The following is a 26,310-nucleotide window of genomic DNA, read 5'->3' as shown; positions in this document are numbered from 1 at the left end:
TTAAATCCCTGATTATCAATACAAAAACAGATTTACTTAAAAAATATGGCTAAAACTATAACCTTGTCAACTTTAGGTGCGTACAAGTACGTGGTTAATAAATAAGAGATTAATACTTTTAATTGGTTTGAAGAATGGTTAAATCCCCGGTAGTGAATGGCCGGGGATTTTTTTGTTTGATAACTATAGCCTGCTGCGTTCCTCCCCTGCCCCGCTATCTCTTTTCTCCTGATTCTTGTTCCCGCTTGAACCAAACGAACGGTAATAAGTAAGTTTAACCATGGTTGCCACATTCGATTCAGAACTATAGTTCACATGTACTTTACTGTTAAATGCATCCTTGGTAAGCCGCCCAAGGTCGCTTTTGTAGCTACTTCCCCTGAAAATATCAGCTATCGATAACTTTATGCTGCCTTTACCAAGCTGTTTCTTTACGCCCATGTTAATGATGGTATTACCGTACGACCGCCAATTGGCGTTATAAGACGGTGAATTGCTGTAACCTGATAGCTCGGCGGAAAGGCCGTGTCCGAGTTTAAAGTTCTCGCTGAAATTAAATGAGCCGGCAAGAAAGGCTTTCTCAAAGGGCTGAGGGGTGAACGATATCCTGTATTGCCTTAGCCCTCCGGTCAAAGTGTATGTCATATCCCACCAGTCACTTATTTTGACGGGGATTGTTGCCTGCAGGGTAATTGAATTCTGCCAGTCGGCATTAACCGGACGTAAATAGACAACCCCGCTCACCGGGCCGGTGGTAACCTGCGTCCCTAAAATGGGACCATTATCGCGACTGAACAACAACGAGAACAAGTAATCATGATCATTGTAGCCAACCTTTAGATTATGCGTGATAGTTGGCTTCAGCAACGGGTTGCCGGTGAAAACCGATACCGGGTCGTTATAGCTCACATAAGATGCAAGATCGTCATAAGACGGTCTCGTGATACGTTCGGTATATGACATATTCCATGAGGAATGATCGTTTATCTTCCTGGTAAAAAAAACCGAAGGAAAAAACCGCCCCAGTTTGCGATCGACCCGGTAATTAATATCCGCCGACCTGTCCGTATAATTATGCGAATACTCATACCGCGCGCCTGCAACAAGGCTGGTTGCCGAATCGAGTTGCATATTGAAAGTTAAATAGCCTGCGTCTATGGCCTCATAAGTGATAAAGTTATTGGCCAGCCCTACCACGTCGGGCACCCAAACACCGTTCTCAAAATTTTCGATGCCGGAGCGGGCATTAGTGCGGCTGTAAGTAACTTTGGCACCGGCTTCAAGCCTGAGCTTCTTGTTGAATTGCTTTGAGTAGTCGAGCTTTCCGACTAAAACGTTGATCAGCGTATTACCAAAATCGCGCTGCACTGGTGAAAACAGGCTGTCCGTGCCGCCGGCCTGGTTACCCTGGCTATCGGTAAAAGAGCTTTGCGAATTGGATAATGACCGCGTTTTGTAATACAGGTAGTTAAGATCGGCGCGCAGCTTTTGTCCTTCTGCCATGTCTTTGTCCAGATACAAATTGGTAGTCGCGATACCGGCATGGTTAGAGTTATTGAAAAACGAATTATAGGTAAGCGTTTGTGCATCTTCAAAGAGGTAATAACCGTAATTATGAGGATGATTAGTATTGCCTCCTCCCCAATAATCAACGCTGACGCCTATCGTAGTTCCTGAGTCAAGTTTGATGTCTGTCCCCACCGCCGCGCTGCTGTAGTTGGAAATCGGCTTGCTGATCCCAGTGTAGCTAAAATCTGCCTGCCCGCCCAATATCGCCGCATTCTCAGAACCGATTGCACTAAGGTAGCCGTAGTCATGATTGTGCCAGTAGGAATAATATCCGTAAAGGTTGACCTTGCCGGTATTATGATTGACATTGAAAGCTGCCGAAGCTTTTTCATACACGCCATAGCCGCCGGTTAGCGTTACCGAACCGTTCGTGCCGCGTTTCTTATTCTTCTTGGTTACGATATTAATAATGCCCGCATTGCCTTCGGCATCGTATTTGGCCGGCGGCGTATTCATCAACTCGATCTTGTCGATATTATCCGCACTCATACTGATTAATAAAGTTATCAATTGATCCATCGACATACGCATGAGGCGTCCATCTATCATCACCATTACGCCTGTTTTTCCGTTGAGCGAGATGGTATTGTTATGCTGATCGACAATTACACCCGGCGACCGCTGCAGTACGTCCATTGCCGAGCTGCCCTGCGTTATGATACTATTTTGTACGTTCACCGTCACGCCTTCGGCCGTTTGTTGCACCTGTGGCTTGTCTGCGCGGATCACCACCTCACCTAACTGCCTGCCGGTTTGTGTAACGATCAGCCGGCCCAAGTCCGCTTGCCGCCCCTCACTTACACCAAAAACTGCCGATCTATACATACGGTACCCTACGGCAGTTATGCGCAGGGTGTATGTTCCGGGCTGTACACCATTCATACGAAAAATCCCGATATCATTCGCAGTGGCTGAATTTGCAATTGTACTATCTGCTGATCGCAGAAGCGCGGCAGTAGCGAACGCCACGGGCTTTCCGGCAGTGTCGGTTACGTGGCCCGATATCTGCCCAAAGGCTCCGGCTCCAACAAAAAGAAAATATAAACAGATGATGACAGGTCTCATATATGCTGTATTTACCCAAAAGAACTGTAGTTATTCCGGTCAAAAAATATCAATTGATGAGTGCTGCTATCCTATTGACGAAATGCAAGGAATTAGAGGGAAACAGGGAGAAAAGGTCGTCGTGACCGGTTGATTACCGTATATAAGCTATAAGACGTATTTGGTCAATTATTTACCGCCATTCATCTGCGGCATCTTCAACTTTCAGCCAATTGATCTAAATTAGCGTCATGGCGCTTATGCTCTCGAAACAAAACTGGTTCATCAGGTACAAATTGTATCATATCCCTTTTTGGCTATTATACAACTATGTACTATGGGCGCTGTACACCGGAAGTCCGTATGAAGCAGCCCACGAACAGTTTTTTTCTACCTTTTGGGCCAAAAGTCTCTTCTATACGATCTTTCCGGCGTTCGCGGTTTATTTCAATTTATATTTTCTTATACCACGTTACCTGCAAAAAAGGCATTACGGTTGGTACATTATGTTCATTATACTGATCGTCGTTGTTTCTTCGTTTCTCATAGTGCCGGGATACTACATAACCGCCTGGTTGAGCGGCAGTAATGCACAAAAAATGTTTGGCATTACCAGCAACTTTAGCGGCTGGTTCAATGCGGCCAAATCAGAACCGGTGAAGTCCACTTTAGCAGCAATTACGCTGGGTATGAGCATTAAACTGGCAAAAAACTGGCTTGAAACGCAAAAGCGGCAAAGAGAGCTGGAAAAAGAGAAACTGGAAACCGAGCTTAAGTTTTTGAAATACCAGTTCAACCCGCATTTTTTGTTCAATAGCATCAACTCGATATTTTTCCTTATCCATAAGAATCCGGATATGGCTTCTGCCTCGCTGGCTAAGTTCTCCGAGTTGTTAAGGCACCAGCTTTACGAATCGAACGATAGCCTAATACCCTTAAAAAAGGAAATCGCTTACCTCGAAAATTTTATTGAACTGGAAAGGCTCCGTCAAAGCCCAAACTTGCAATTGAATATTAATATCGACGATGGTTATTCGCCGGCTTTAGGCATTGCCCCGTTTATTTTGATGACATTTGTCGAAAATGCATTTAAGCACGTTTCGCGCGAAAAGGATTTCCTGAATTGGATAGATATTGAATTAACGACAGAAAAGCATCACCTGAATGTCCGGGTGGCGAATAGTAAGGGCGAAAACAAATCAGCGGAAGCTGTAGTGTATGGTGGTATTGGTTTAAAAAATGTAAAAAGGCGGCTCGACCTGGTTTATCCCGGTCAGTATAAGCTGGACATACAAGATCGTGCAGACGATTTTATTGTGAAACTTGGTCTCGAACTTTCTGAATTAACTTTTTCCCCGCCTGTAGAATTTATAGCATGATCAATTGTGTAATCATCGATGACGAACCGCTGGCCCGCGAAGGCCTTGCAAATTATGTAAGGGAGGTTGACTTTCTTCAATTGGCAGGCGTTTGTGAGAATCCGCTTGAACTGGTGCCGCTGATCGATAACAACACCATCGACCTGATCTTCCTCGATATCCAGATGCCAAAGATGAACGGTATCGAGTTCCTCAAGATCATGCAAAAGCCGCCTATGGTGATTATTACTACGGCCTACCCGTCTTATGCATTGGAAGGCTTTCAATTGAATGTGCTCGATTACCTGCTTAAACCTATTACGTTCGAACGTTTCTTTAAAGCGGCCAGCAAAGCGCGTGATTATCATCGATTAATTTCGAGGCCTGCGACTGAACAAAGCACAACTTTACCGGATGACGACTATTTTTTTATAAAATGCGGCAACAAATACGAGAAAATACCTTTTGAAGACATCTTATATGTCGAAGGAATGCAGAACTACGTCAATATCTACACAGTAAAGGGCAAATTCATGACCATCCTGTCGCTAAAAAACCTGGAGGAAAACCTGGACCAGCATGCGTTTATCCGCGTACATAAATCCTACATCGTAGCCACCGGGAAAATTGAAAGTATAGAAGGTAACGAAATATTTATCCGGGACCATCGCATTCCTATCAGCCGCAATTATCGCCAGCACGTGATAGACCAGGTAGTAAACAAAAAGCTTTGGGACAATGTCAAAAAGAAAATGTCTAATTAGCCCAAACCTTATTTTCTACCCGTATTCGCACCGTCAGCATAATAGCATTCAAAACTGTAAATATAACCGCTGTATAACACAAATGGAACACCAGCGGGATAATGGCGATCTCGCATACTACGTCAACATAGTTGGGGTGTTTAAATAGTTTATATGGACCCTTTTTCACCGGCCCGGCTCCCGGCACACGGTATATCCTGGTGTTCCAATAAGTTCCCAATGAGCTGAGCACCCAAAATTTAAACAGTAAAAGCAAAATAAACAGCCCTAAAAACAGGTAATCCATTTGTTTATCTCCGGCCAGGTAATATTCGGCCACGATAGAACAAATAAACAACGTATGCATTCCCACCATAAACGGGTAATGTTCGCGCCCATATTCAACCGCGCCTTTCGATAGCAGCCACTTCTCATTCCGCCTTGATATATAAAGTTCCGTAAGTCGCTGAATAATCAGAAAAGAAATAAACAGAATGAAATACATGTTTTATAGTCCGTAAGTCGCGTAAGTCAAAAAGCCCGCAAGATAAATAATAAGTCCTGTTAGCACGATCCGTATAAATCTTTCGGACTTACGGTCTTTCCGATTCAATTCCCCATCTCCAGCAATACCATCTCGCTCGAGAAACCAGGCCCCATCGCCATCATCAATCCGTAGCCATTTTCAAAGCCTTCATTCATAAAACGCTCCAGCACATATAATACCGTCACGCTCGACATATTGCCGTAGTTATTCATTACCACACGCGAGTTTTGAAGAAAGTCTCCTTCCACAGGCAAGGCATCCGTGTAAGCATCAAGCACTTTTTTACCTCCCGGATGAAAGATGAAGTTTTTAATATCTTCCAGTTTCAAACCTTGTTTTGAAAGAAACCCGGTGATATCGTTACGCACATTTTCATTGATAAAGGTGGGTATATCTTTGGAAAAAAGCACCTTAAAGCCGTTATTAGTAAAGTCCCAGCCCATCACCTCCAGCGAATCATAATACAATTTACTGCTGGCCGACTTATACCGCACGCGGTTATCGCCGGGGCGATTATCACCCATCACCAGGCAGGCTGCTATACCGTCCGAGAAGAGGCTCGATCCGACAAAATTACTTGTGCTGTAATCATCGCGCAAAACGGTCAGCGAACATAGTTCCACCGCTACCATTAGTACTACAGCATCCGGATCTGCTATCGCTATCGAATTCGCTTTCGCCATTCCCGACACGCCTCCCGCACAACCAAGCCCAAATATTGGCATCCGGTTAATATGCGGATCCAGTCGCATTCGGTTAATGATCAATGCGTCCATACTGGGGGTGGCGAGACCCGTTGTAGATACAAATAAAATGTCCGTTATCTCATTTTTACTAACGTTTGCCCTTGTTAGGCATTCCTCGATAGCCTCGACAGAATATTTCAATGTAGTTTCGAGGTACTGGTTATTCCTGTCCTCAAACGTAGACGGCATCATATAGTACCCCAATGGCTTACAAAAATTACGGGTAACAATCTGCGTGTTGTCAAAAACATCCATCAACCGCTCCATATGCGGCGACCGGCTGGTAAAGGCTATCCGCGCCTGCTCTTTTACCGCCTGCTGGTCTGTCCGGCATGGAAGATCTATCTTGGATACTGCTGCTATATAAGGCATAATAAGTTTGATGGATGAAAAATATCTATTGTATAAAGAAAAGTAGCGACTGTTAGTTTTAAAAAAACAAGAGCGGATACATCTAAATTACGAAACATGACCATACCCGGTTGCCCGCAGCATAAAAAAGCCCCTTGCGGGGCCTTTTCGTGAGATTGATGGATTTAGTTGATTTATATGTTGGTTAATTAGACCCGTATGTAAATTTTTCGTTTGTCAAGTATATAACCTACAAGCCAGCAGGTAAGCATAACAGTGATGGCAAATAGCAACGAACCTATTTTGCCGTGTGCAACAGACTGCCAGAAATTGTCCACCCATTGCGGGATACTTTTTCCGCCAAGTACCACCCATGAAAGAATGATCAGGATCAATTCAGAAACGATGTAGACAAAAAGCGGGTTTTTGCCGACGACGGTAAAAAATTGGGCCAGTTTACATTTCGCCACTCCTTTATTTCCACGATAAAAATAAGGAATGAGATAATAACCAGGTCGATACCGGTAGTGATAAAAACGAACGAGCTTGTCCAGAGTTTTTTATTGATCGGAAAAACAGCATCCCAGCATATTGCAATAAATATAAAAAGGCAGCCGGTAAGCATTAATCGCGCAATAGTTTCGTACCCTTTGCCCTTTTCCTGGATGAACTTACCGGCGTAAAAGCCGATGATTACGTTTACAATGGACGGTATTGTACTCAGGATACCTTCAGGGTCGAAAGCGACGCCTTCGCCATGATACAGGTGCGCGTCTCCCAACACCCATTTGTCAAGGTAGGTGCCTGCATTTGTCAGCATTCCAAGCGGGTTTGCAGGATCGCCCCAAACAAGCAGAATGATCCAGTATCCCAGCAAAAAAACTCCTGACAGGATATACACCGTATTCTTTTTAAGGTAATGCACCATCAGCGAAGCAAAACAGTAACATAATGCGATGCGCTGCAATACACCCATAATGCGTGTTTCGCCGACCGGCCTCAAATTCCAGTGTCCGTTTTGAACATTGAAAAACGGGAACCAGTACATCAGGTAACCTATCAGGAATATCAGGATCGTTCTTTTGAATATCTTTCCAAGCACAGCGCTATTGCCCATCTGCTGATATTTTTTCATGGTAAAGCTCATTGCGTTACCAACTGCAAACAGGAAAGAGGGAAAAACCAGGTCGGTAGGTGTAAAGCCGTTCCACGCCGCGTGGTTTAGCGGCCAGAATGCACCGTTGCTTCCGGGGGTATTTACAATGATCATGAAACAAATAGTCATTCCACGAAAAACATCGAGCGATAAAAATCTCGGTGAAGCTTCGGCCATAAATTAGGTTCGTTTACAGCCACAATGTGCGAATACTATTTTAATTTTACAAGAAAATAATAATACTTTTTAATTGTTTTTAAAAAGTATCGCAAAACGGCCCTAAGGCAGGAGGCAACCGATTGCAAAGAGGTTAGTCAAGGTAGTCGGCAAGCTCCGGCTCGTTGTACTCACGGATGAACTGCACGATCTTGAATATCGTTTCGTGATCAAGATTCTTACTGCCGTTCCAATCCCATTCAAACAATTCACCGTCAAACCTGATCTCTCCCACACCTTCGCCGGCCTCATAAAGTATATACCGACCTGTCGGGAACAAGTCGCCGCCGCCTATCTCTTCATATATCGGCTCAATATTGATCAGCCGTTCGTCGCCCTGCGTATCCAAATGATATTTAACCGGGTTAACCATAACATTAATTTCTACATATTTAAGACGCAGCGTATTTTGTTTTGTTTCAAATAGAATTTGTTTATCTCTTAAAAATTCTCACCGGGTTTGAAGAATAACGGATCCCACTTCCAAAACACAATCATTAAATAATAAAGCACGCATAATCGCACTTCTTTTATTAAAGATCAATCAGCTTAAACTTAATTCAGGTTATTTACCACGGCAAAAGATCCGCGATGTTTTATTAGTAAACTATCATCCCCAATTGGTCAACTATATAAAGGCTAAATTAACGGGGGAACTTATCACAGGCAATTACTTATTAAACATAATATTTAAACATCAGATTTGCAAATATTAAATGCTGTATTTCCAAAAAAAGTCGGAGCGACAGATGCAATTTTCCTCTCCGCAAACCGGCGCTTATTTTTAACACTTCCACTGGGATTACGGTAAAAAACTGACTTGCGATCAAAGAATGACCGGTAGCAAAATATTAATGTTTACCATCGCCGCGCAGACTTTAGTTAACTTGCGTGAAATCCTTTAATACAGGCATTTATAGTTTTCAACCGTAAACGGTATCAACAAGTTGTGTGTTAATAAATTCAACGCTAAAGTGGTACATTTTTTGACAAGTGTTAATAAGAAATCAATTATAAATGCTATCCACTAATTTTTACATTATCCAAACCGAAGCTGGTGATATGATCCGCGATGTTAAATCTATGTTGCGTATCAGCATTCGCAGGCTTGAGGAAGCTTTTGAGCCGAATCCAACCGAACTCCAGTTCTATAGCAAATACAATGAAGGCCTTATTGTTTTCGAAACAGTGAATATTAAGGACTATTTAAGGCCATTGGTGGCATCGGCACTGCAGTGGTATGCCGAGCATATCGGCTATCCTGATATGCACATCAGCAGCCAGGACCCACGCCATTTGCTGAAGGCTGTGTAATTACAGCATTAGCAAATATTTCTCAAATTGTGGAATAAATTCATCAAACAGGGCGCAGCCGCTTGCTTTTTCGTATCCGCCTTTTGTAAACGAAAAAATAATATAACCATTTTTTACACATTCCATATCATACTCCCAGTCGCCTATGTTCCAGGCCATAAAAAGGCTGCCTGACAACGTGGGCCTGAACCGTATATTTTTCTCCAGGTTCAGGTCATCTATGTAGTTTAGAACCCTTTCTGCATTATTTTGGGCAATATCGTTAGGCGCCTGTGCGTATACACTGGCCTTATTTACAACAGCGGTAATTTGCGGGTGCATTGGTTATAAAAAAAATATTATTGATACCGGTTGTATACGATAATATCGTCAATAGGTTCACTTGCGTATTGGTATAGCCTTTGCGTATAAATTAACACGTCATGCTATCAACCAAAAACTACTAACCTATTAAAGATCATCACCATGTGTAAAGTTGTTTTAATTGACGATAATCCCATTGATCATTATATCATGCGGACAATGTTATATAATAATGACAGATGCCAGCAGGCAACTTATACTTTCGATGGCGATATGATCATTGAGTATATGGAGGAACACCAGTCGGAGAGCAATCGTTTACCCGACGTGATTTTCCTGGACCTGACGATGCCAGATTTTAGCGGATGGGATTTTCTTGAAAAGTTTGAGCGGTTAAAAAATCGCCTGAAGAAAAATATCGAGCTGTATGTAATGACATCGTCCGTCCGTGAATCGGATAAGGAGCGATCTACCAAATATGCCTGTGTAAGCTCATTTATCAGCAAGCCATTGTCAAAACAAATGCTGAATAGTATTTGCAGCCATGGACTGGTCTGACAACCTTTAGAAATCCAAACAAGTGATCATATTTTAGTTTTTATGCCGGGTATTATGCCCGGCATTTTTTTATTTAAAAGCTAATTTTATCTCACTCAGCGAGACACCAAGTGTTTTTAAGGCGATCTTATTCAGCCCGGCTTTGTCGCCGGTAAAGTGAAATATACAATGCTGGTGGGTAAGTTTTTCACCGGGTTTAAGAAATGCCCCCGGCGATACGCTTTCTATCTCGTAAAATGGTCCCATCTGCGTGCCGTCTGCCAATGGTCCGTCGTTGTAGGAATTGACAGCGTCACCTATCATAGGGTCTTTGTCCGGCGTCCATTCCTGGTTAAGGTAAGTGGCCTTGCTTTCCACATCAAATACCGCTACTGTCAGCACATTATTAATAGCATCATAGCTGCCCGCTATGGCTTTTGTTCGTGATGCCGGCATGCCAAGCTTGCCCCGCGATTTACCATCGGCTTTAAAAAACAAATGACCATTCTTATAAATTACCCTGTCGGGCGGTATCTGGCCAAAGTAATCCGTGGTTGCTACTTTACCGCTTGCGTTTTCGTTATAGGGGATCACGATCACTACGCCCGGGGAAGGGTTAAACATATCAAGGTTCCATAGACAGGGCGCGCCGGTTTGCTTTGTCCAATCTGTATCGCCTGTGTTAACGATGCTGTTGTCCGTTTTTATTCCGACTGCCTTTACCGAGCTGTCTGGCTGCACATCCAGTGCTTTTTGAATATCTGCCCTGTCAAGCAGGCTGATATTGCGTTCAATGCGTAATTTAAAGTTAGTACTCGCATAGTTCTGTAGTTGCATATCTTTGCTGAACGATACTTCTTTATCGCCTGCGTTCGCCAGTTTCCAGCCTTCATGATCAAAAGCGGCGGGGGTATGCCAGTTAGCGAACTCCATTTTTGTTCCGGGTTTAAAAAACAAGGCAAACTTGCTTCCTTCCGGTCCCAGCCACAGGCGGTCTTCTCCCCCATAGGCATTCATATGCGGATCTATCTTTGCATCAAAGGCCTTATAATTTATCCAGCCAAAACTTTTTCCGGTATCACCGTCAGCTGTGGAGGTAAATACTTTGCCCTGGTATTTTGGGGAAATGATAGCTTTGGCCGATCCGTCGCTGCTTTCCAGCACAATAACACTGTCCCTTTTTTGGAGGAACGCGAGATCATACCCAAATGAGCCTTTTTTAAAGTCTTTAACCGATGATTCCTGCTTACCGGGGTTGCACGAACAAGCCATCATCACACCTGCCAGGAAAAGATATTTTGCGCTAAGCTGCATGGTAATATTAGTTTACTTCCAATTGATCTTTTGCCGGCAGCTTTGGGAACGGCGTGTGGGGTTCTGCCTGGTACCAGAATACAGTGGAAGCGATATCGTCCTGCAAAGGCATATACCGGCCGTCGTTGTGCCAGCCAAGGTCCTGGATGGTTACTTTCAGGTCCTTATCGAACCTTATCGGATCCATAATATGCCAACGGTACAAACCGAAACGCTGGGCAATATTATAGTGGCCGTCGCCCCTTAGTACTTGCGGTAAGCCGGTATAAGGTCCGCTGAATTCCGTATAATTACTTTCTTCAACACCCGCACTGTTTTTCTTTTGACTGTCAAAATCGTACGCACCGTTAAAGTAGTCTTCTGTTCCGGTACCTGCTATTGTCGGAAACTCGGTATCGCCGTCCATGAAAAACTTGATCTCACCTTCGCCCCACCATCCGTTCTTATTCGATCCGTAAGCCATGTAGGTACCAACATATTGGCCTTTACCTTTAATGCTATCCACAAGCACGTAATCCTTTTTAAAAGGCAGCGGGTTCACCCTCCGGAACTGGGCGTGTAAATAGCCTGCATCCTTAGGAACATCTGTAAGCGCGTAGTCTATCTGGTAATACAGTACCATGTCCCTGTCGTCAATATTTTCCATTGTTATGCGGCACTTCTTATGAAAAGGCATGGGCCAGTAGCAGTTAAGCCCACTGCCTGGGTTTACCACTACGGCGAGTGATGTTACAGGCGCATATTTGCCCCATCCCATACAGAAAAAGTCACCAACGGGGACTTCAACCGATGGTGTTGTCTCGTCATCCCAGTAAAACCGGATAATGGAATAACGCCAGTTACCTGTCGGCGTCATCCAGATATGTTGTACAACACCCGGGCCATCTATTTCCGCTATTGTATAGGTTGTTTTCTTCCTGATCACCACACTTGGGCTTACTTTCCATTTCTGCCCCAGGTCGCGGGCTGCGTTCGCGCCGGTACCCGTAGTGGCCATACCACCCTTGCCTTTTTCTCCATTAAAATTCTCGGGGCTTATCGAACGGGTCTTCGCATCCGACATGCGATATATGTTCCCCATATTCATATCAAGGCCGTTAAACTTTTGCTGGGCACCGGCCAATGCCGTTATCATGATAAGCAGCGAAAAGATGGTGATCTGTTTTTTCATATATCAAAATTTTATTTCATGGTTTATAGCTAACTGTATTGGTCAACTCGCCGATACCAGTTATCCCGATCGATACCACATCCCCGGGCTGAAGCGTAAAATCGTTAGGCGGCACAAGGCAGGTGCCGGTCATCAGGTAACAACCATGCGCAAAATCGCACTCCAGGAATAGATAGTGTGCCAATTCGGGCAACGACCGCTTCATCCTGCTGACACTGGTCTCGTCACTGTAAACCTGCTGATCATTCCTGTAAATACTCATCTTTATAGTCGTATCGGGTGGTATCGGCTCTTCCGGTACGTAAAGGCATGGACCCAGCGCGGCGCTTCGCTCGTATATTTTCGCTTGGGGCAGATATAACGCGTTCTCGCCTTCAATACTGCGCGAACTCATATCATTACCAGCGGTATACCCTTCTATGCTTCCTTTCGAGTTGATAAACAGCGTCAATTCGGGCTCGGGCACATTCCACGATGAGTCGCGCCGGATATATACCTGTTGATTATGCCCCGCAACCCGATGTGGCAAAGATTTGAAAAACAATTCGGGCCGCTCGGCCTCGTATACTTTGTCGTAAAGATCGGCTGCCCCCGAATCTGCAGACTCTTCCATACGCGCCTCACGGCTGCGCAAATAAGTAACACCTGCAGCCCATACCTCCTGGCGGCTTATCGGCGGGAGCAAAGTACCTGCGATAAGTTCTGCGGCATTTTCAACTGAAATATATTTTACCCCGGCAGCTTTTTCTGTAAGATACTGATAAAGGTTATCCCGGTTTATAAGGTCGTCCCATTCATCATTAAGCAGATAGCTTTTTGATTCGTGCTGTAAGATAATACCCCCGGTAATTTTATAAACTTTCATGTAGTAACAAAAAGCGAATGCACTGATTGCAGTTTAAATTGGCTTTACAATATAGTACTTTTAATAAACTTTAAAAACCAACAAGACAAAAACGGCCGGTAATTACACCGGCCGTCAATTCGGGTTGCTCCAATTGTGGATATCTCAAAAATTATTGAACTACTATATTATTGCCTATCGACGCCCCGTTTTGTGTATAAGATGCTACCCCGCTTGGGGTACTGGTAAGGACAACTCCCGACATTTGTACGTTGTTAGTAACCAAACCGGCTTTCGTATTGGATATTGCGATAGCACATTTGGTAAAATTAGCTATGCTACCTCCGCTTAACGTAAGATTACCCGGACAGCTATCCAGCATAATGGCCAGGGTAGCGCCGCTTGTTCCTTTAAATGTTGTATTCGATATAGTAACAATGTTTGTACCCTGCAGGTTAACGGCCTTTGTTGTGGTAGTGAGGGTACAGCCTGTGATCTTAATATTTTGACTACTGGTATACGAATGGATACATTCCTGTGCGCAACCCGAAATAACGTCATTCATGCACTCTATTCCATTACTTCCATTGGCACCGTCAATTAATATCCCAACACCCGACGAACTGGTTATGATGTTCCCCTTCGAGCGGCACCCTGTGCAATCAGCAAACTCCAACGACTCTAATTGTGAATTACTGAATTTATTAGCTGCTGCCAATGTACCTGACGACCGAACAATGCTTATACCTATGCTACCGCCAACAAGGGTATTCTTATGCATCGTACCATTATTACAATACCTAACCTCAATACATTCCGCGGCCCAGCTTGTCGGGTTAACCGGCATTTTTATGGTGTTGTTGCTAATATCCCATCCTGAGGTGGTAATAGCAGGGTTGTTAGTACTGCCCCTGATACCCACCGCCAGTTGCTGAACGGTGGAAGGCGGAAGCATGCTCCGGTCCACAATATTATTATCGAATATTCCACCTGATGTAACAATAGTTTCGGCATCGAAGTAAAAACCGATATAGCCGGTTTTGTCTATTGTGCATTTGGTGACAGCGGGTTTATTAAAAGCCCCCACCAATATACCATAACTTGCGAATTGAGTTACATGCACATTCGTTATAATACAATTATCGGCGAGTATACGCATACCTATTACGCCATTAACATTACCTGCGGCTGTGTAATCCCAGGTCCCTTTAACGGTACCGTTTATAACGCTGGCACCTGCCGCGCTAAGCCTTATAGCGGCGCCCGAACTCGCGGTCATATTAATTGTGGCGCCGTTCATATCGAGCGCATGAGTAACTGTCAGCCCGGTTACATTATAGGTGGCGCCCGCAGTAAGGGTCACATTCCCAGCCGTTAGCTTTGCCTGCAAAGTTGCCGTATCATCTGCATAACTGTTTAGCACCGATAATAAGGCAAAAAGAATAAGCGTTCCTGTCATTTTTACCGACCTGAAGAATGGTTTTTTAACTGTTTCCATTTGTTTATCGTTTGGGTCCTTTATATAGTTTAATTTAATTAGTGGTATTTCGATCAATGCTCAGCTGTTTTAACAGTGACAAGTATAAACTTTCTCTATGATTAAGGTTTATATATCTACAATTAAATATCTGTAATTGAGCATTTTATACAATAAATATACTAAATAAAAGGGGCATTTGCAATGAATTATCCGGCTTTTTTATATGCCTGCATTTGTTCATTTTTCCCTTTTTTTACGTTTAATATTATGATTTAAATATGTTAATAGCGTACCTCGTAATGTCGTTCACAGCAACACTCTTGTTTCTTTTGCCTTGGGCTGATTTCTATCTTTGTAAATACTATTTCTTATACGATTTGCGACAATGCTAACTTTGTAATAGAACTTATCATATTAATGTGGTTGTTTGCTCTATAAATATCCATACTTCGACAAATAACAGTAATGTGGATTACCGTTTTTCAATGATTTTTGCTAAATCTCTTAATTTCAACACGTTGAATATCTGATTGGCAAAAAATTCCACACATTTTATTCCCCTTTCATTAAATCCTTCAATAAACACGACGCTTTTTTCACAATGGTTAATATTTATTAATATTAATTAAACTATTGTAAAAGAAGCACTTACACCCTATAATATGCAAAAAACGCGCCCACATTTTTGCAACAACATGTATCGCACGTTTACACCCTGAAATTCTACCAATTCCCGCGCGGATGGTATGATTCTTGAAATCAATTCAGTAATGGCAGGGGAAGATCATATGTCGTCAGGTTTCAACGACATTTTACTATAAACGACCATAATATTATATCTGCTAAAATTTAATATTTTTATGAGGATTAAACTTTCCCGGGAACGATTCATCTATAAACAAAAATTGCAACCATGAAAAAACCATATCTTGTCATAATTCCGGCATTGTTTGCATTCTACTCGTGCCACCATAATGAAATAAAGCTTATTGACGGGCCAAAGTTTGCGGTTAACAAAGGTAAAAAGGATAATGCCGACCTAAACAACACCGGGGCCGGCACGGGGAACGATAACGGCACAGCGGATGCCGGTGGCGCCGCTGCGTTAAATGGGTTTAACCTTAACAGTAATGAGGCCATGTCGAAAAAAGACATACCACAAACAATTGTAGAAGAATTGCCGAGATCGTATAAACAACGGAAATTCATGAATGATGTCTCGAGCATCAGCTACGATCTGTTTATGATACCTGGCAATATAGTTACCTTCAATCCAACCGACACTACTTATCAAATGAGGACGCTAAGGGCCATAACCAAAAACAACAAACCTCCGGTGGTCACTTCAATAAACGATGGTGTGCTTTATAGTGCAAAGGTCAATTCTACCACCAGTTTTAACGGATCTTATCTTATCGGCGGGCTTAACGTTAACCGGGACGAGATAATGGAATTGAACATTCAGGACGTAGCGATTTCGACTGTCCCCGACAGCCTGATAGACGTGGATGCCATAAAATCAGCCATCGCAGATATTCCGGCCGACGAAAAGAAAAACTTGTATTACATAAAGTCGGCAACCCTAACCCTGATAGAAAACAGAAAATATACCGAATCCAAGTTTGACGCCAGTATTAATTCCTTTTTTGTAACATCCGGCGGAAAGACCTATAGCAGCAATGAGAAATTAAAGAGAGACAGAACGGTTTCTATATATATTGTACCGCTTGATCATATCATAAGTGCCCATTAATTTTACTTATACAAAAAAGCCCCGACGCAGTTATTCCTGCGTCGGGGCTTTTCATTTTATAACTTGCTTAGCTTAAAAATTGTTCCCTGTTTTAGTATTGGTCAGGAAGCCAGTCAGCCAATAAAGACAATTGTAAAATTTATTATTGATAAACGAATAACCGGTATAGGTTAAGCCTGCATTATCCATAGCTACAACCTCAGCTCCGGATGAGCTTTTCACAGCATTGCCGTTAACTATATTTCCGTTTAATGTAACATTGTTAGTCGTCGTATAAAAGACCATTTCTTTCCCTGCTCCGCCGTTAGCACTCGTAGCATAGTTAAATGTATTGTTATTAAGCGTAAGAAGCTGGGTATTTGTTTTGGTTGAAGGATAGGTGACAACCGCCTTCCGCACGCCCAGGCTCGGGGTTGTAATATTAAATACATTACCGCTTGCTGTCAATGAATAAGTAGAAGCGTTGGTAATTATATCAAGACCAGTCGCCTTGGGGTTAGTAATTGTATTGTTAGTCATACTCACGCTTGGAGTATAGTTACCGATAACAACAATAGCATCCAGGCAACCTGTGATTTTATTATGATCGATCACCGATGTCGTACGTGTAGCAGCTCCCTGGAAATTGTTTGGCGTTGTATTTATAACTATTCCCTCAGCTTTGAGGTTATAGTCAACAATCGTGTTATATTGAATCACCTTATTGTTAGCTGCAACCTCAATATACTCTGCCTGCGCATCATAAATAGTATTGTATGAAACTGTGGTGTTTACAGCTACCGCCTGGATTCCTTCGCCATAAAGGGCTTCACTTGGGCTTTTACCCGAGCCGTTGATAGTATTGCCTGTTATTACGGTGCCGTCTATATTACCATAGTCAACAATACCGTTACTTCCGGACTTATTAATTACGTTGTACAACACCTGGTTATCTTTACCGTAAGTAGCAACGTTACCATACGAGGCAAAACCATTTGAGTGTGGAGAGTTAAGTACATTACTCATACAAATAGTTTTATTTGCACCCGCTTCTGCATATGTAATACCCACAGTATTACAAGTGTTCCTATAAATGTAATTCTGTAACGATGCTGTACCAGTTACCCACACAGCTTCTATACCTATGGGCTGGTAAGGACATTTAAAACTGAATTTATTGTATTGTATTGATAAATACTGGCTGTCCCTTATGTAAATACAAGCATTAGCCCACGATCCAAGATTAAATGCCTTGTCGGAAGTGATAAAATTTATATTGGTAATTGCTGCCCTGTTAATACCAATCGCCGAGAAATACCAGGCACGGCTAAGCAAATAGCCGGACATAGAGTTTCCTGCCTTGATTGCAGCTCCGCCGGTGCCGTATATTTTAACTCCGGTACGTAAAGTAAGCGTCGAATTAATAATATAAGTCCCCTTACTAAGCAGGATCGTTGATTGAGCGTTAATAGCATTTTGAATTGCCTTGGTGTCGTCGGTATAACCGTCGCCTTTTGCGCCATAGGTTTTCACATCGACGGCATTTGAAGGGGGGATGGTGTCTGAATTGACCTGGACACCATTGACAGTTGTTACTGCCAGTGAATTGGATGCCGACTTAGAGAAGTCGGTAGTTGGGGTTACTGCGTCTTTTTTGCACGAGAACAAAACGAATAAACAAAGACATCCCAAGAGTGCTGTAATTCTTTTCATAGTAATTTAAATAAACTAGGTAGTTTTGTTGCCTATTCCTTACAATCTTTGAGGCAACAAGGGTTAAAAAATCTGTTAGTTAGTTAGTACTGTATATAAATCGGTAGCTGGCCATTAATTTGCGAGAGTAAGACCAATTTCCCGACGGTAATGCAATTTATAAAAATTTATTTGCCCTGGCGCTTATCGGTTGATATTGCGGTTTGGGGCCATTATTGACATATATCCACAATTGCGAGATTGTGCATAATGCATCAGTTAAAGTTTTTTTAAGATTAATTAAATAGCCAAGGTTCGAAAAGCGCTTTTGAAACAGGCGCATTGTAGTGTCACCTTGTAAATTCGTCAAAAACAGACCGTTGGTACTATTTTTCTCTGAAGCGTCCTTGTTCCGGGATTTCAAATTCATTTAGTTATTAATTAATTCAGGGTTGTTTACGACAAAAATATTAAAAAGTTTCTAAAATGATAAAAAAATTTCAAATAAATGATTAAAATTTAATTATAAATTATTAAATACTTAGCATTTTTTAGTATTATTAAAAATAAGGTATTTCCAATAAATTCATATTTTCAAGTTTTTCATTGTAAAAAACTTGTTACAATAGGAGTTGCTGAAGGTAAAAGCATATTTACTAAAATATTTAGAGCGTTATATTAATTTTTAATATTTCAGCAAAAAATATTGTACACATGCGAGGTTAACAATAGTAAATTGCAATTGTTTTAATTTTATTCATTTTTTTGTGATGAAAAAAATTCAGGCAGAACCGGGCATACGTATGTAGCGACGTTTAATGACAACTTATCCCTCATTCGTTTCCACCCACCGGTAGTGGGCGTTTTGGCATTTCATAAAAAAACAAGTCATAATAATGGCTTGCTTACAGTGAACCCTGTGTGGAATTTTTTTCAAACCGCTTCATGCAAAATTTGAAGTCATTCGCCTGGCTGAAACCGGGGTTCGATTCCCCATAAAGGCTACTTATTAAAGCAAAATGCTGAAGGCTTTTTCTTTACACAACAGCCGCCCCAACCTAAGCAACCTGTTTTGCAATATTATTGGTTTTAGCAATGTTTCGAATTTGATCCCCTTCGGCTATTCGTACGATTAGAATAATTCTCCACGACCCTCAAATCAGTTTATCCCTTTTGATTCATTTCAGCAAACTGGCGGATGTCTTCTTTATTGAATGTTACCAGTTCGATGATATTGGCATGACGGCGTAGAAAAGGCGGAACGGTTTGAAGGGCCTCTTCCCTGCTGTCAAACTCGCTTATAAAATAGGATTTATGAACACCGGATTTGCAGCCCCAGTAAGCATGCGAAAGCAGGTGTGAACCGGATTCTACGAACAATTTGATCACGTGCTGGCATTCAACAGTATCTTCTGAATGGGGGATCTCGATTAGGTACCTTGTCATTTCTTTAGGTTTTAATAACGATTAAATAATTATTTGGTTACTCTAAGCCAAACCAGCGGGCTTTCCGGCTCGAGCCAAAGTGTTCTTTGTCGATGGTCAGTGCCTCGGAAGCATCATGGTGTACGCCAAAAGGTTTTGGGCCCGAGAAAAAATCGACATCAACCCGCGCAACCTGGCCCTTGCCAAATTCAATGTAACATGATCCGGCGCCGCTGTAACCTGTTTCGTTTTGCCGACCCTGAAACCTGGCTAATATAGATGCCGCCGCAATTTTTGCCGCGCCTTCTGCGAATACACCGGCCTTAGGTGTGCCTACGCTGGTCACATCGCCAATGGCATATACATCGGGGAACCGGGTCATCAGGGTTTTCCTGTCAACCGGTATCCATCCATCCACTGCCATGCCGCTCTGTAATACCACATCCGGGGCAACATGCTTCGGAATACCAAGAAACAGGTCGAAGGGCATTTCGCTCCCATCGTCAAGAACGGCTTTGTTCATGTTAAGGGATGCTACTTTATGCTGAGGAATAAACCGGATACCCCGTTCGTCAAACGCCTGCAGCAACGCCTTTGATGAGTCGGGCGATGGCGGAATGGGCGAACCAAACGGCATTACAATACTTATGGTACAGGCGTTGCGTCTTCCTGCTTTAACCAGGTAGTCGTGTAACATCAACGCGGCCTCACTTGGTGCGGGCGGACATTTGAATGGCGCTCCGCACACCCCGATTATCGCGTGGCCTTTTTTGAATTGTGGTATCACATCCCGCAGTTTCAGCGCGCCGTCAAAAGAATAATATTCGTTGCCATGTTCGATAAGGCCATGCGTAGCGTTAAAGTCGTAGTTAGCCCCGAGTGCGACAACGAGGACATCTGCCTCGTAGGCACCGCTTTGTGTAGTAACGGTCCTGGTCACCGGGTCGATGGTTTTTATAGTTTCTTTACGGAACTTTACGCCTGTCTTTACAATGCTGCTGTAAGGGATCTTAACCGAACCAGGTTCCTTATGCCCGAACATTACATCGAGCTTTGAGAAGCCAAAGAAAAAAGTATCATTTTGATCTACCAGGGTAAGATCAAGATCGTTACCCATGGTGTCGGAAAGTATCGAGGTAAGTTCCAGGCCGCCAAAACCGGCGCCCAGCACCACTACAGGTAGTTTTTTCATTTTTTTGAAGATTAGAGATTTGAGATCATGCCGGATAATTTAACAACATGCTATCTCTTTAACCAAAGAGTCGGCGTCTTAAACCTCACAGTTCAAATCTCATACCTAATTTAGTTCATCACCGTCTCATGGGTGCCTGGCTGAGCAACGTAGCGCAGGTAGGGCTTAACCACCCTGACGCCGGCAGGGTATTTTGCATTTGCATCTTCCAATGATAATGTTGCCGGGATGATCACATCGTCGCCATTGTTCCAGTTCACCGGAGTAGAAACCATATATTTTGCGGTAAGCTGCATGGAATCGAGTACGCGCAATATTTCGTTAAAATTGCGGCCTGTCGACATCGGGTACGTCAAATGCAGTTTTACTTTTTTATCTGGACCAATAACAAACACCGTGCGTACGGTTTGGTTGGTTACCGGCGTTCTGCCTTCTGAAGTTCCGGGCTCTTCGGCGGGCAGCATATCGTACAATTTGGCAACCGCCAGGGTTGGGTCGCCGATCATAGGGTAGGGAATGGGTAGCCCCTGCACATCTTCGATGTCTTTTTCCCAACGGAGGTGGCTCTCAACCGGATCGACGCTAAGCCCGATGATCTTGCAGTTCCTTTTTACGAACTCAGGCGCCATTTTGACCATGTATCCGAGCTCGGTGGTACAAACGGGTGTGAAATCTTTAGGATGGGAGAAAAGAACGGCCCAGCCGTCGCCTATCCATTCATGAAAATTGATGGGGCCTTTTGTGGTGTCGGCGTGAAAATCTGGTGCGATGTCGCCTAATCTGATACTCATGACGTTTACGTTTTTAATTGTTTGATAATTGATTTCGATGTGATGTTTACTACTATAATAACAAGATGTGTCTCTTCCCGCATTTTTCACATTCGTAAATCCGGGGCTTCACCCTTCCGAACGAGATCAGCGCGATAGAGCGACTCATCAAAGTTTTTTTTTTGAATCAACCAAATTACCCCCGCACACCGTGCAGCGTATCCCTATCACCGTTCGTTTGATAATGATCTTATCTAAATCCATCAATGCCATAACAGGAATGAAATTGCACCGGATTTAAATGATCGTGAAATAAAAGGGATAGACGTCAGAACTTAGGGACGAATGGAAGAAAGTTTGTGATGAGATGTTACACCTCTTTTATTCCCAAAGCTTTAAAGAGATCATCTTTGTACGATTTACCGATGGGGATCTTTACCCCGCCGACTGCAACTTCTGTTGGAAAGACATCATCGACAAGATTGATATTCACGGAATAACTGCGGTGGATACGCATGAACATTTGCGTATCAAGTTGCACTACAAAATCATTAAGCGTCGATCTGACCATGACTTTCTTTTGCGACTTCAGATGCAATGTCACATAGTTAGCCTCGCTCCCGAGGTATAACAGATCGTTAAAAAATATCTTTTTAAAAACATAGCCATCCCGGACAAACATGAAGTCCTTTGCCGGGCGAATGGCCTGAGGCTTGGCTCCGGGCGCATTGCGGCCGCCGGTAAAGTTGCTGAAGGCTATCTCGATGGCCGCGTATAACTCTTCCCTGCTAAACGGCTTGACGATGTAAGCGTGAGGCTTCACCCTTTTCGCCCGGTCGATAGTGTCGCCATCGCTGTTCGCAGTCAAAAAAATGAAGGGTATCCGGTAAAGTTGATTAAGCTTTTCGGCTATGTCAATGCCATCCTTTTTTCCAGAGAGCTGAATGTCAAGTAACAGGAGGTCGGGTTTTTCATGTTCGAGCATTTCCATTGCCTCGGTGTAGCTTATTGCGGGTCCGCAATGATCATAGCCCAGTTCATTAAGCGTGTTCAGAATGGTACGGCCTATTACCAGTTCATCTTCGACAATACCTATTTTTAAAACGCTCATGGGTTTTAGTCTTCTTTTTTACGCAAGCTGCGGTTAGTAAAATTAATGATAAAAGTGGCCCCATTTTTATACACATAGTTCACTTTGCCACCAATTTGCCTGCTCAGATCGTAGATCAGCTGCATGCCCATGGTGGTAGCATGAGCCAGGTCGAAATCTTTGGGTAGCCCGGGGCCATTATCAGAATAAGTCAATTCGTATCTCCCTTCCGACACAATGCTTATTTCAATATCTATTCTTCCCGGCGCGCCGTCATTAAATGCATACTTGAACGAATTGGTTAGCAATTCATTCATGATGAGGCCCAACGGAACAGCAGAATCAATATCCAGGTACAAAACAGGCACTTCAATATTCAGCCCGATGACGGCCTGTTTTTTATATACGCTCTCCACCTGGCGGCACAGGTCGCTTACAAACTGCCTTAACTCGATGCTGCTCAGGTTCTCGACCTGGTAAAGATTCTGGTGTATCAAAGCAATACTTCTGACGCGATTGCGGCCCTCCATCAAGGCATCTTTTGCTGCTTCGTCGGCGACGGCTTTGCTTTGCAACTCGAGCAAACCCGAAATAACCTGCAGATTGTTCTTAACGCGATGATGGATCTCCCGCATCAATATATCTTTTTCCGAAAGTAATCCGGCCTGCTCAGCCAGGGACTGCTTCAGTTGCAAGGTCCGTTCACCAACTGTTTGCTCGAGCCTGATCGTTTCTTCAGCCAGTTGTCTGGTTCTCCATCTTACGATCCAGTAAATGGTTATCACCAGCATCAGCGTCATTAAGCCAATAAACCACCATTTGAGATAAAACGGCTTTAAAACCATCACCGGGATAATTAACTCACTTTTGCTCCACGCCCCTTCCCGGTTCTGAGCCTTTATATGCAGCGTAAATTTTCCATAGGGCAAGCCGCTGATACGGATAGAATTCTCAGTGATGTAATTCCAGTCTTTATCCAGGCCGACTATCCTGTAGGCATAGTGATCGCCTTTTGCAAAATCAAGCAATTGAAATTCGAGCGTAAAAAAGCGGTCGGAGGGTGCCAATGTTATCTGCTGATCGGTCAACAGTTCACGGGTCATATTAACCAGTTGATTTTGAGAGCCAACAAACTGATTGAATGCGATGACGCGTAGGGGCACGTTTAATGCCAGGGCGTCCGTTGCAAAATCCCGGGGATCAAATGCTATGATACCATCCAGCCCTCCAAAATAGAGCTTCCCGTCAGCCGCTTTAAAGGACGAGGTCCGGTTAAACTCGTTGTTGGTGATACCATCCGCCGTAGTATAGGTGTTTACTGCAAATGTTGTTTTATTGAAGCGGATCAGACCGTAGTCCGAACTGATCCAGAGATTATTATATTTATCCGGCTCGATCCGGTACAGGACATCAGACGGCAATCCGCTGGCTATATTAAACTGCTGAAATACGTTCGCTTTTCTGTCCCACCGGTATAAGCCCTCACCGTTGGTAGCCAGCCAGAAAATACCGTCTTTATCAGCATAAGCATCCAGTAAGCTCAACCGTGCAATAAGCGCCGACCGGTCATTGGTAACCGACCATTGGCTACCGGCTGTATAGGTAATCTTATACAAACCATTCTCGGCAACCGCCCAGATCATTCCTGATCCATCTTTAAAAAAACGATAAACGAATTTAGCATCCGGGACATTCTTGGGGGTGTAATGCGGCGAATAAAATTTCCTGGTGTTTGAATTAAATACTGAAAACCCGTTGGTTCTCCCAAGTAACAGCACACTATCGTTCACCGAAAACATCGACCAGATTTCGTCTCTCCGGTTATCGCGAAACTGTGTGGTCGAATTTTTATTTAGGTCGTAGTTGAATAAATCATAACCGCCGATATACAACGACCCATTGTGCCTCACCAATGCGTAGTTGTATTGCTCGTTGGCAACGTTTTGCACTTTCTCACCCCGCTGCTGAAAAATGTGCGTCCATATATTCGCCACGACCCTATTGCCGTCGGCATAGATGCCGCGCGCCTGGTTATTTGTTTCAACCAATTGCTGTTTGGTGGTAAAATAGGGCCTAAAACGGTTCTTTTCTATTTTCAATTGCAAAACACCTAATGAGGTGCAGAGCCACAGGTTGCCGAAATTGTCGGGGAAAAGTTTGTAAAGGAACAGGTTATCAAAATTTTTGATCTCCTCGCTTGAAATCACCTTTAAAAATGTGTTTTCGTTCCACAGGTAGAGGCCATCTGTAGGAATATCGAGGATGCCCGATGCCCCGTCGGCTGAACAGGCTACCTGGTACCAGTACCTGCCTTTGATCCCATCGGCATGGTATTGCCGGGTATCCGCCGGGAAGATGCTGTGGCCGGTATGCGTTATCGCGCCGACATCAAAGCCGGTCGCATTTGCCGAAGTGTTATAAGTTATCAAAAGATCGTTTTGATTATCAAAGCCAACTGGCAACGACCTCAGCGCATCTTTTTGTTTGAACGTGATAACAGTATCGGCGCTGACAAGGTATTGCGCCGACTGATTAAAGAACTTAACCAGCGCCTTTCCTTTTGCGAACAGGCACAGCGCCCCGGTTTCGCGATAATCAACAAATGGGTAACTATCGGCTTTGTCCGTCCAGTCATTGAACTGGTAACGCAATCTGAAGCTATGTGCCGGTGAATATTTCCAAAGCCTGAAAGGATGAGCCGTAAGGAAACTGACCTCATCGGTGCCGTCATTGGCTACCCAATAAACATCCTGTTCCCTGAAAGGCAGCTTTGGAAAAGCAGCTGTCAGGGTTTTTACATCCTGGGTTACAGCGTTCATTACATCGACCCGGCCATTGGTAGTACGCTGAAAGCCAGTGCCGCCATATTCGATAAACAGGTTATCAGCGTTGTCCTGTGCAAGCTGTACTATTTTGTTGTCCTGCAGATGGTTTCGCTGGTGGGTAAAAAGCAGGCAATTCTTTCCGTCGTAACGATTGAGCCCATTTCGTGTGCCAAACCACATAAAGCCAGCCTTATCCTGTAACCCGCAAAAAACCTCGTGTGAAGCCAAACCATCCTCGGTGGAGATCAATCTTTTAGTGATCGTGTATTCCGGTGTACTGCTATGTTCCGATTTGCCCTGGCCAAAAGCGAAAGGACTAATTATCGCCAAAACCAGGACCTGAACAATACCATAAAAATGTGTGCGGCTCATTCTGACGATGAAGGTACATCACATTTGTATTAAAAAAGCCTTAAAACCTCCAAAAATTTTGACATTTGTAGCTTTCCTCTTAGCCCCGGCGGGAAGCTTTCCGAATTCTTTTTTGAAAGATTTGCGCAGACTGCGAGTTGAGGTATATATTCTTAGTTGCAAAATACAATTTGCAGATATAAAGTAGCTGTGCCTATATCTAATGTATTCAGCAACTTTGTGATCCCATCAGGATTCGAACCTGAGACCGACAGATTAGAAATCTGTTGCTCTATCCAGCTGAGCTATGGGACCATTTTTTACAGGTGCAAAGATGCGAAATCCGCACAAATAATTAAAATGATTAATATAATATCCTCTATCAGGCGTTAAAAAAACTCTTTTCCCGAAATCTTTTTTGTAACTTATCTTCAACTTAAGAAGCGCTGTATATATACAAAATCGGCTTATTATATAGATTTGTATTATAATTGCATTTTTAAAATTACAAAGTGTTTCTTTTACAATTAGTAAAATCAT

The 26,310-nt window shown here is 43.3% G+C and carries 22 protein-coding genes and 1 tRNA gene; 5 read left to right on the top strand and 18 right to left on the bottom strand.

Translation table 11 applies throughout. The features are described from left to right. Positions 1-183: 183 nt before the first annotated feature. Positions 184-2,634 (bottom strand): TonB-dependent receptor domain-containing protein, encoded by a 2,451-nt coding sequence (locus FRZ54_RS15375; protein WP_147032469.1) that lies wholly within the window; start codon positions 2,632-2,634, stop codon positions 184-186. A gap of 239 nt (positions 2,635-2,873) precedes the next feature. Here FRZ54_RS15375 and FRZ54_RS15370 point away from each other — a divergent pair, with 239 nt between their 5' ends. Together FRZ54_RS15370 and FRZ54_RS15365 are read left to right on the top strand one after the other, a co-directional pair. Beyond that, the gene (locus tag FRZ54_RS15370; RefSeq protein ID WP_228462507.1) at positions 2,874-3,992 is read left to right on the top strand and encodes a sensor histidine kinase; all 1,119 of its coding nucleotides are present in this window, start codon (positions 2,874-2,876) and stop codon (positions 3,990-3,992) included. Next, positions 3,989-4,735: a LytR/AlgR family response regulator transcription factor gene (locus FRZ54_RS15365; protein ID WP_147032467.1), complete on the top strand. Its 747-nt coding sequence runs from the start codon at positions 3,989-3,991 to the stop codon at positions 4,733-4,735. Before FRZ54_RS15370 ends, FRZ54_RS15365 begins: the two co-directional genes overlap by 4 nt. On the opposite strand, the gene FRZ54_RS15360 is transcribed toward FRZ54_RS15365, so the two are convergent. From FRZ54_RS15360 to FRZ54_RS15345, 5 genes are all read right to left on the bottom strand, one after another. Next, entirely contained in the window at positions 4,728-5,219 is a 492-nt protein-coding gene (locus FRZ54_RS15360; protein ID WP_147032466.1) for an isoprenylcysteine carboxyl methyltransferase family protein, read from the bottom strand. The two genes, FRZ54_RS15365 and FRZ54_RS15360, sit on opposite strands and share 8 nt — an antisense overlap. A 104-nt stretch (positions 5,220-5,323) precedes the next feature. Next, on the bottom strand, positions 5,324-6,379 hold the full coding sequence (locus tag FRZ54_RS15355) for a type III polyketide synthase (protein ID WP_147032465.1): 1,056 nt from the start codon (positions 6,377-6,379) through the stop codon (positions 5,324-5,326). A 188-nt stretch (positions 6,380-6,567) separates the two neighbouring features. Beyond that, on the bottom strand, positions 6,568-6,753 hold the full coding sequence (locus FRZ54_RS24755) for a hypothetical protein (protein WP_228462506.1): 186 nt from the start codon (positions 6,751-6,753) through the stop codon (positions 6,568-6,570). Next, positions 6,750-7,691: an acyltransferase family protein gene (locus FRZ54_RS15350; RefSeq protein ID WP_228462505.1), complete on the bottom strand. Its 942-nt coding sequence runs from the start codon at positions 7,689-7,691 to the stop codon at positions 6,750-6,752. Before FRZ54_RS15350 ends, FRZ54_RS24755 begins: the two co-directional genes overlap by 4 nt. 133 nt (positions 7,692-7,824) lie before the next feature. After that, positions 7,825-8,103 (bottom strand): hypothetical protein, encoded by a 279-nt coding sequence (locus FRZ54_RS15345; protein WP_147032464.1) that lies wholly within the window; start codon positions 8,101-8,103, stop codon positions 7,825-7,827. Positions 8,104-8,747: 644 nt separating this feature from the next. Between FRZ54_RS15345 and FRZ54_RS15340 the strand changes: the two genes are divergently transcribed. Then, a complete protein-coding gene (locus FRZ54_RS15340; RefSeq protein WP_147032463.1) occupies positions 8,748-9,044 on the top strand; it encodes a hypothetical protein in 297 nt (98 codons plus the stop codon). Here the strand turns inward: FRZ54_RS15340 and FRZ54_RS15335 are convergent, their stop codons facing one another. Beyond that, the gene (locus tag FRZ54_RS15335) at positions 9,045-9,365 is read right to left on the bottom strand and encodes a hypothetical protein (protein WP_147032462.1); all 321 of its coding nucleotides are present in this window, start codon (positions 9,363-9,365) and stop codon (positions 9,045-9,047) included. Between the two features lie 144 nt (positions 9,366-9,509). On the opposite strand from FRZ54_RS15335, the gene FRZ54_RS15330 reads away from it, so the two are divergent. Continuing rightward, positions 9,510-9,905 carry a response regulator gene (locus FRZ54_RS15330; protein WP_147032461.1) on the top strand — a complete coding sequence of 132 codons (396 nt, stop codon included), beginning with the start codon at positions 9,510-9,512 and terminating at the stop codon, positions 9,903-9,905. 69 nt (positions 9,906-9,974) lie between these two features. Here FRZ54_RS15330 and FRZ54_RS15325 read toward each other — a convergent pair whose 3' ends face one another. The 4 genes from FRZ54_RS15325 to FRZ54_RS15310 form a co-directional block, all read right to left on the bottom strand. Next, on the bottom strand, positions 9,975-11,198 hold the full coding sequence (locus FRZ54_RS15325; RefSeq protein ID WP_147032460.1) for a DUF6786 family protein: 1,224 nt from the start codon (positions 11,196-11,198) through the stop codon (positions 9,975-9,977). Between the two features lie 7 nt (positions 11,199-11,205). Next, positions 11,206-12,369 (bottom strand): glycoside hydrolase family 172 protein, encoded by a 1,164-nt coding sequence (locus FRZ54_RS15320; RefSeq protein ID WP_147032459.1) that lies wholly within the window; start codon positions 12,367-12,369, stop codon positions 11,206-11,208. Positions 12,370-12,385: 16 nt separating this feature from the next. Then, positions 12,386-13,234 carry a fumarylacetoacetate hydrolase family protein gene (locus FRZ54_RS15315; RefSeq protein WP_147032458.1) on the bottom strand — a complete coding sequence of 283 codons (849 nt, stop codon included), beginning with the start codon at positions 13,232-13,234 and terminating at the stop codon, positions 12,386-12,388. A 151-nt stretch (positions 13,235-13,385) separates the two neighbouring features. Beyond that, on the bottom strand, positions 13,386-14,711 hold the full coding sequence (locus tag FRZ54_RS15310) for a right-handed parallel beta-helix repeat-containing protein (RefSeq protein ID WP_147032457.1): 1,326 nt from the start codon (positions 14,709-14,711) through the stop codon (positions 13,386-13,388). An 895-nt stretch (positions 14,712-15,606) separates the two neighbouring features. On the opposite strand from FRZ54_RS15310, the gene FRZ54_RS15305 reads away from it, so the two are divergent. After that, positions 15,607-16,446 carry a hypothetical protein gene (locus FRZ54_RS15305; protein ID WP_147032456.1) on the top strand — a complete coding sequence of 280 codons (840 nt, stop codon included), beginning with the start codon at positions 15,607-15,609 and terminating at the stop codon, positions 16,444-16,446. Between the two features lie 72 nt (positions 16,447-16,518). On the opposite strand, the gene FRZ54_RS15300 is transcribed toward FRZ54_RS15305, so the two are convergent. The 7 genes from FRZ54_RS15300 to FRZ54_RS15270 all read right to left on the bottom strand — a co-directional run bounded on the left by FRZ54_RS15300 (position 16,519) and on the right by FRZ54_RS15270 (position 26,085). After that, positions 16,519-18,138, bottom strand: a complete 1,620-nt coding sequence (locus FRZ54_RS15300; protein WP_147032455.1) for a glycosyl hydrolase family 28-related protein — start codon at positions 18,136-18,138, stop codon at positions 16,519-16,521. A 1,143-nt stretch (positions 18,139-19,281) separates the two neighbouring features. Beyond that, complete coding sequence (locus tag FRZ54_RS15295; protein ID WP_147032454.1) at positions 19,282-19,563, bottom strand: hypothetical protein; 282 nt, start codon at positions 19,561-19,563, stop codon at positions 19,282-19,284. 37 nt (positions 19,564-19,600) lie between these two features. Beyond that, positions 19,601-20,734 (bottom strand): NAD(P)/FAD-dependent oxidoreductase, encoded by a 1,134-nt coding sequence (locus FRZ54_RS15290; RefSeq protein ID WP_147032453.1) that lies wholly within the window; start codon positions 20,732-20,734, stop codon positions 19,601-19,603. Between the two features lie 110 nt (positions 20,735-20,844). Beyond that, positions 20,845-21,525 (bottom strand): peroxiredoxin, encoded by a 681-nt coding sequence (locus tag FRZ54_RS15285; RefSeq protein ID WP_147032452.1) that lies wholly within the window; start codon positions 21,523-21,525, stop codon positions 20,845-20,847. Between the two features lie 349 nt (positions 21,526-21,874). Next, entirely contained in the window at positions 21,875-22,615 is a 741-nt protein-coding gene (locus FRZ54_RS15280; RefSeq protein ID WP_147032451.1) for a LytR/AlgR family response regulator transcription factor, read from the bottom strand. Positions 22,616-22,620: 5 nt separating this feature from the next. Next, complete coding sequence (locus FRZ54_RS15275; protein WP_147032450.1) at positions 22,621-25,791, bottom strand: histidine kinase dimerization/phosphoacceptor domain -containing protein; 3,171 nt, start codon at positions 25,789-25,791, stop codon at positions 22,621-22,623. A gap of 220 nt (positions 25,792-26,011) precedes the next feature. Continuing rightward, positions 26,012-26,085 (bottom strand) — tRNA-Arg (locus FRZ54_RS15270). Between the last annotated feature and the right edge of the window lie 225 nt (positions 26,086-26,310).

Source organism: Mucilaginibacter ginsenosidivorans, assembly GCF_007971025.1.
GTDB lineage: Bacteria > Bacteroidota > Bacteroidia > Sphingobacteriales > Sphingobacteriaceae > Mucilaginibacter > Mucilaginibacter ginsenosidivorans.
This window is presented reverse-complemented; position numbering and strand designations above follow the sequence as displayed.

Excerpts from the sequence above, each read along its gene's own strand:
- FRZ54_RS15375 (WP_147032469.1), bottom strand. The coding sequence starts at position 2,634 with ATGAGACCTGTCATCATCTGTTTATATTTTCTTTTTGTTGGAGCCGGA.
- FRZ54_RS15350 (WP_228462505.1), bottom strand. The coding sequence starts at position 7,691 with ATGGCCGAAGCTTCACCGAGATTTTTATCGCTCGATGTTTTTCGTGGA.
- FRZ54_RS15285 (WP_147032452.1), bottom strand. The coding sequence starts at position 21,525 with ATGAGTATCAGATTAGGCGACATCGCACCAGATTTTCACGCCGACACC.
- FRZ54_RS15325 (WP_147032460.1), bottom strand. The coding sequence starts at position 11,198 with ATGCAGCTTAGCGCAAAATATCTTTTCCTGGCAGGTGTGATGATGGCT.
- FRZ54_RS15365 (WP_147032467.1), top strand. The coding sequence starts at position 3,989 with ATGATCAATTGTGTAATCATCGATGACGAACCGCTGGCCCGCGAAGGC.
- FRZ54_RS15290 (WP_147032453.1), bottom strand. The coding sequence starts at position 20,734 with ATGAAAAAACTACCTGTAGTGGTGCTGGGCGCCGGTTTTGGCGGCCTG.
- FRZ54_RS15345 (WP_147032464.1), bottom strand. The coding sequence starts at position 8,103 with ATGGTTAACCCGGTTAAATATCATTTGGATACGCAGGGCGACGAACGG.
- FRZ54_RS15310 (WP_147032457.1), bottom strand. The coding sequence starts at position 14,711 with ATGGAAACAGTTAAAAAACCATTCTTCAGGTCGGTAAAAATGACAGGA.
- FRZ54_RS15340 (WP_147032463.1), top strand. The coding sequence starts at position 8,748 with ATGCTATCCACTAATTTTTACATTATCCAAACCGAAGCTGGTGATATG.
- FRZ54_RS15300 (WP_147032455.1), bottom strand. The coding sequence starts at position 18,138 with ATGAAAAGAATTACAGCACTCTTGGGATGTCTTTGTTTATTCGTTTTG.
- FRZ54_RS15305 (WP_147032456.1), top strand. The coding sequence starts at position 15,607 with ATGAAAAAACCATATCTTGTCATAATTCCGGCATTGTTTGCATTCTAC.
- FRZ54_RS15360 (WP_147032466.1), bottom strand. The coding sequence starts at position 5,219 with ATGTATTTCATTCTGTTTATTTCTTTTCTGATTATTCAGCGACTTACG.
- FRZ54_RS15335 (WP_147032462.1), bottom strand. The coding sequence starts at position 9,365 with ATGCACCCGCAAATTACCGCTGTTGTAAATAAGGCCAGTGTATACGCA.
- FRZ54_RS15280 (WP_147032451.1), bottom strand. The coding sequence starts at position 22,615 with ATGAGCGTTTTAAAAATAGGTATTGTCGAAGATGAACTGGTAATAGGC.
- FRZ54_RS15320 (WP_147032459.1), bottom strand. The coding sequence starts at position 12,369 with ATGAAAAAACAGATCACCATCTTTTCGCTGCTTATCATGATAACGGCA.
- FRZ54_RS15295 (WP_147032454.1), bottom strand. The coding sequence starts at position 19,563 with ATGACAAGGTACCTAATCGAGATCCCCCATTCAGAAGATACTGTTGAA.
- FRZ54_RS15275 (WP_147032450.1), bottom strand. The coding sequence starts at position 25,791 with ATGAGCCGCACACATTTTTATGGTATTGTTCAGGTCCTGGTTTTGGCG.
- FRZ54_RS15315 (WP_147032458.1), bottom strand. The coding sequence starts at position 13,234 with ATGAAAGTTTATAAAATTACCGGGGGTATTATCTTACAGCACGAATCA.
- FRZ54_RS15370 (WP_228462507.1), top strand. The coding sequence starts at position 2,874 with ATGCTCTCGAAACAAAACTGGTTCATCAGGTACAAATTGTATCATATC.
- FRZ54_RS15330 (WP_147032461.1), top strand. The coding sequence starts at position 9,510 with ATGTGTAAAGTTGTTTTAATTGACGATAATCCCATTGATCATTATATC.
- FRZ54_RS15355 (WP_147032465.1), bottom strand. The coding sequence starts at position 6,379 with ATGCCTTATATAGCAGCAGTATCCAAGATAGATCTTCCATGCCGGACA.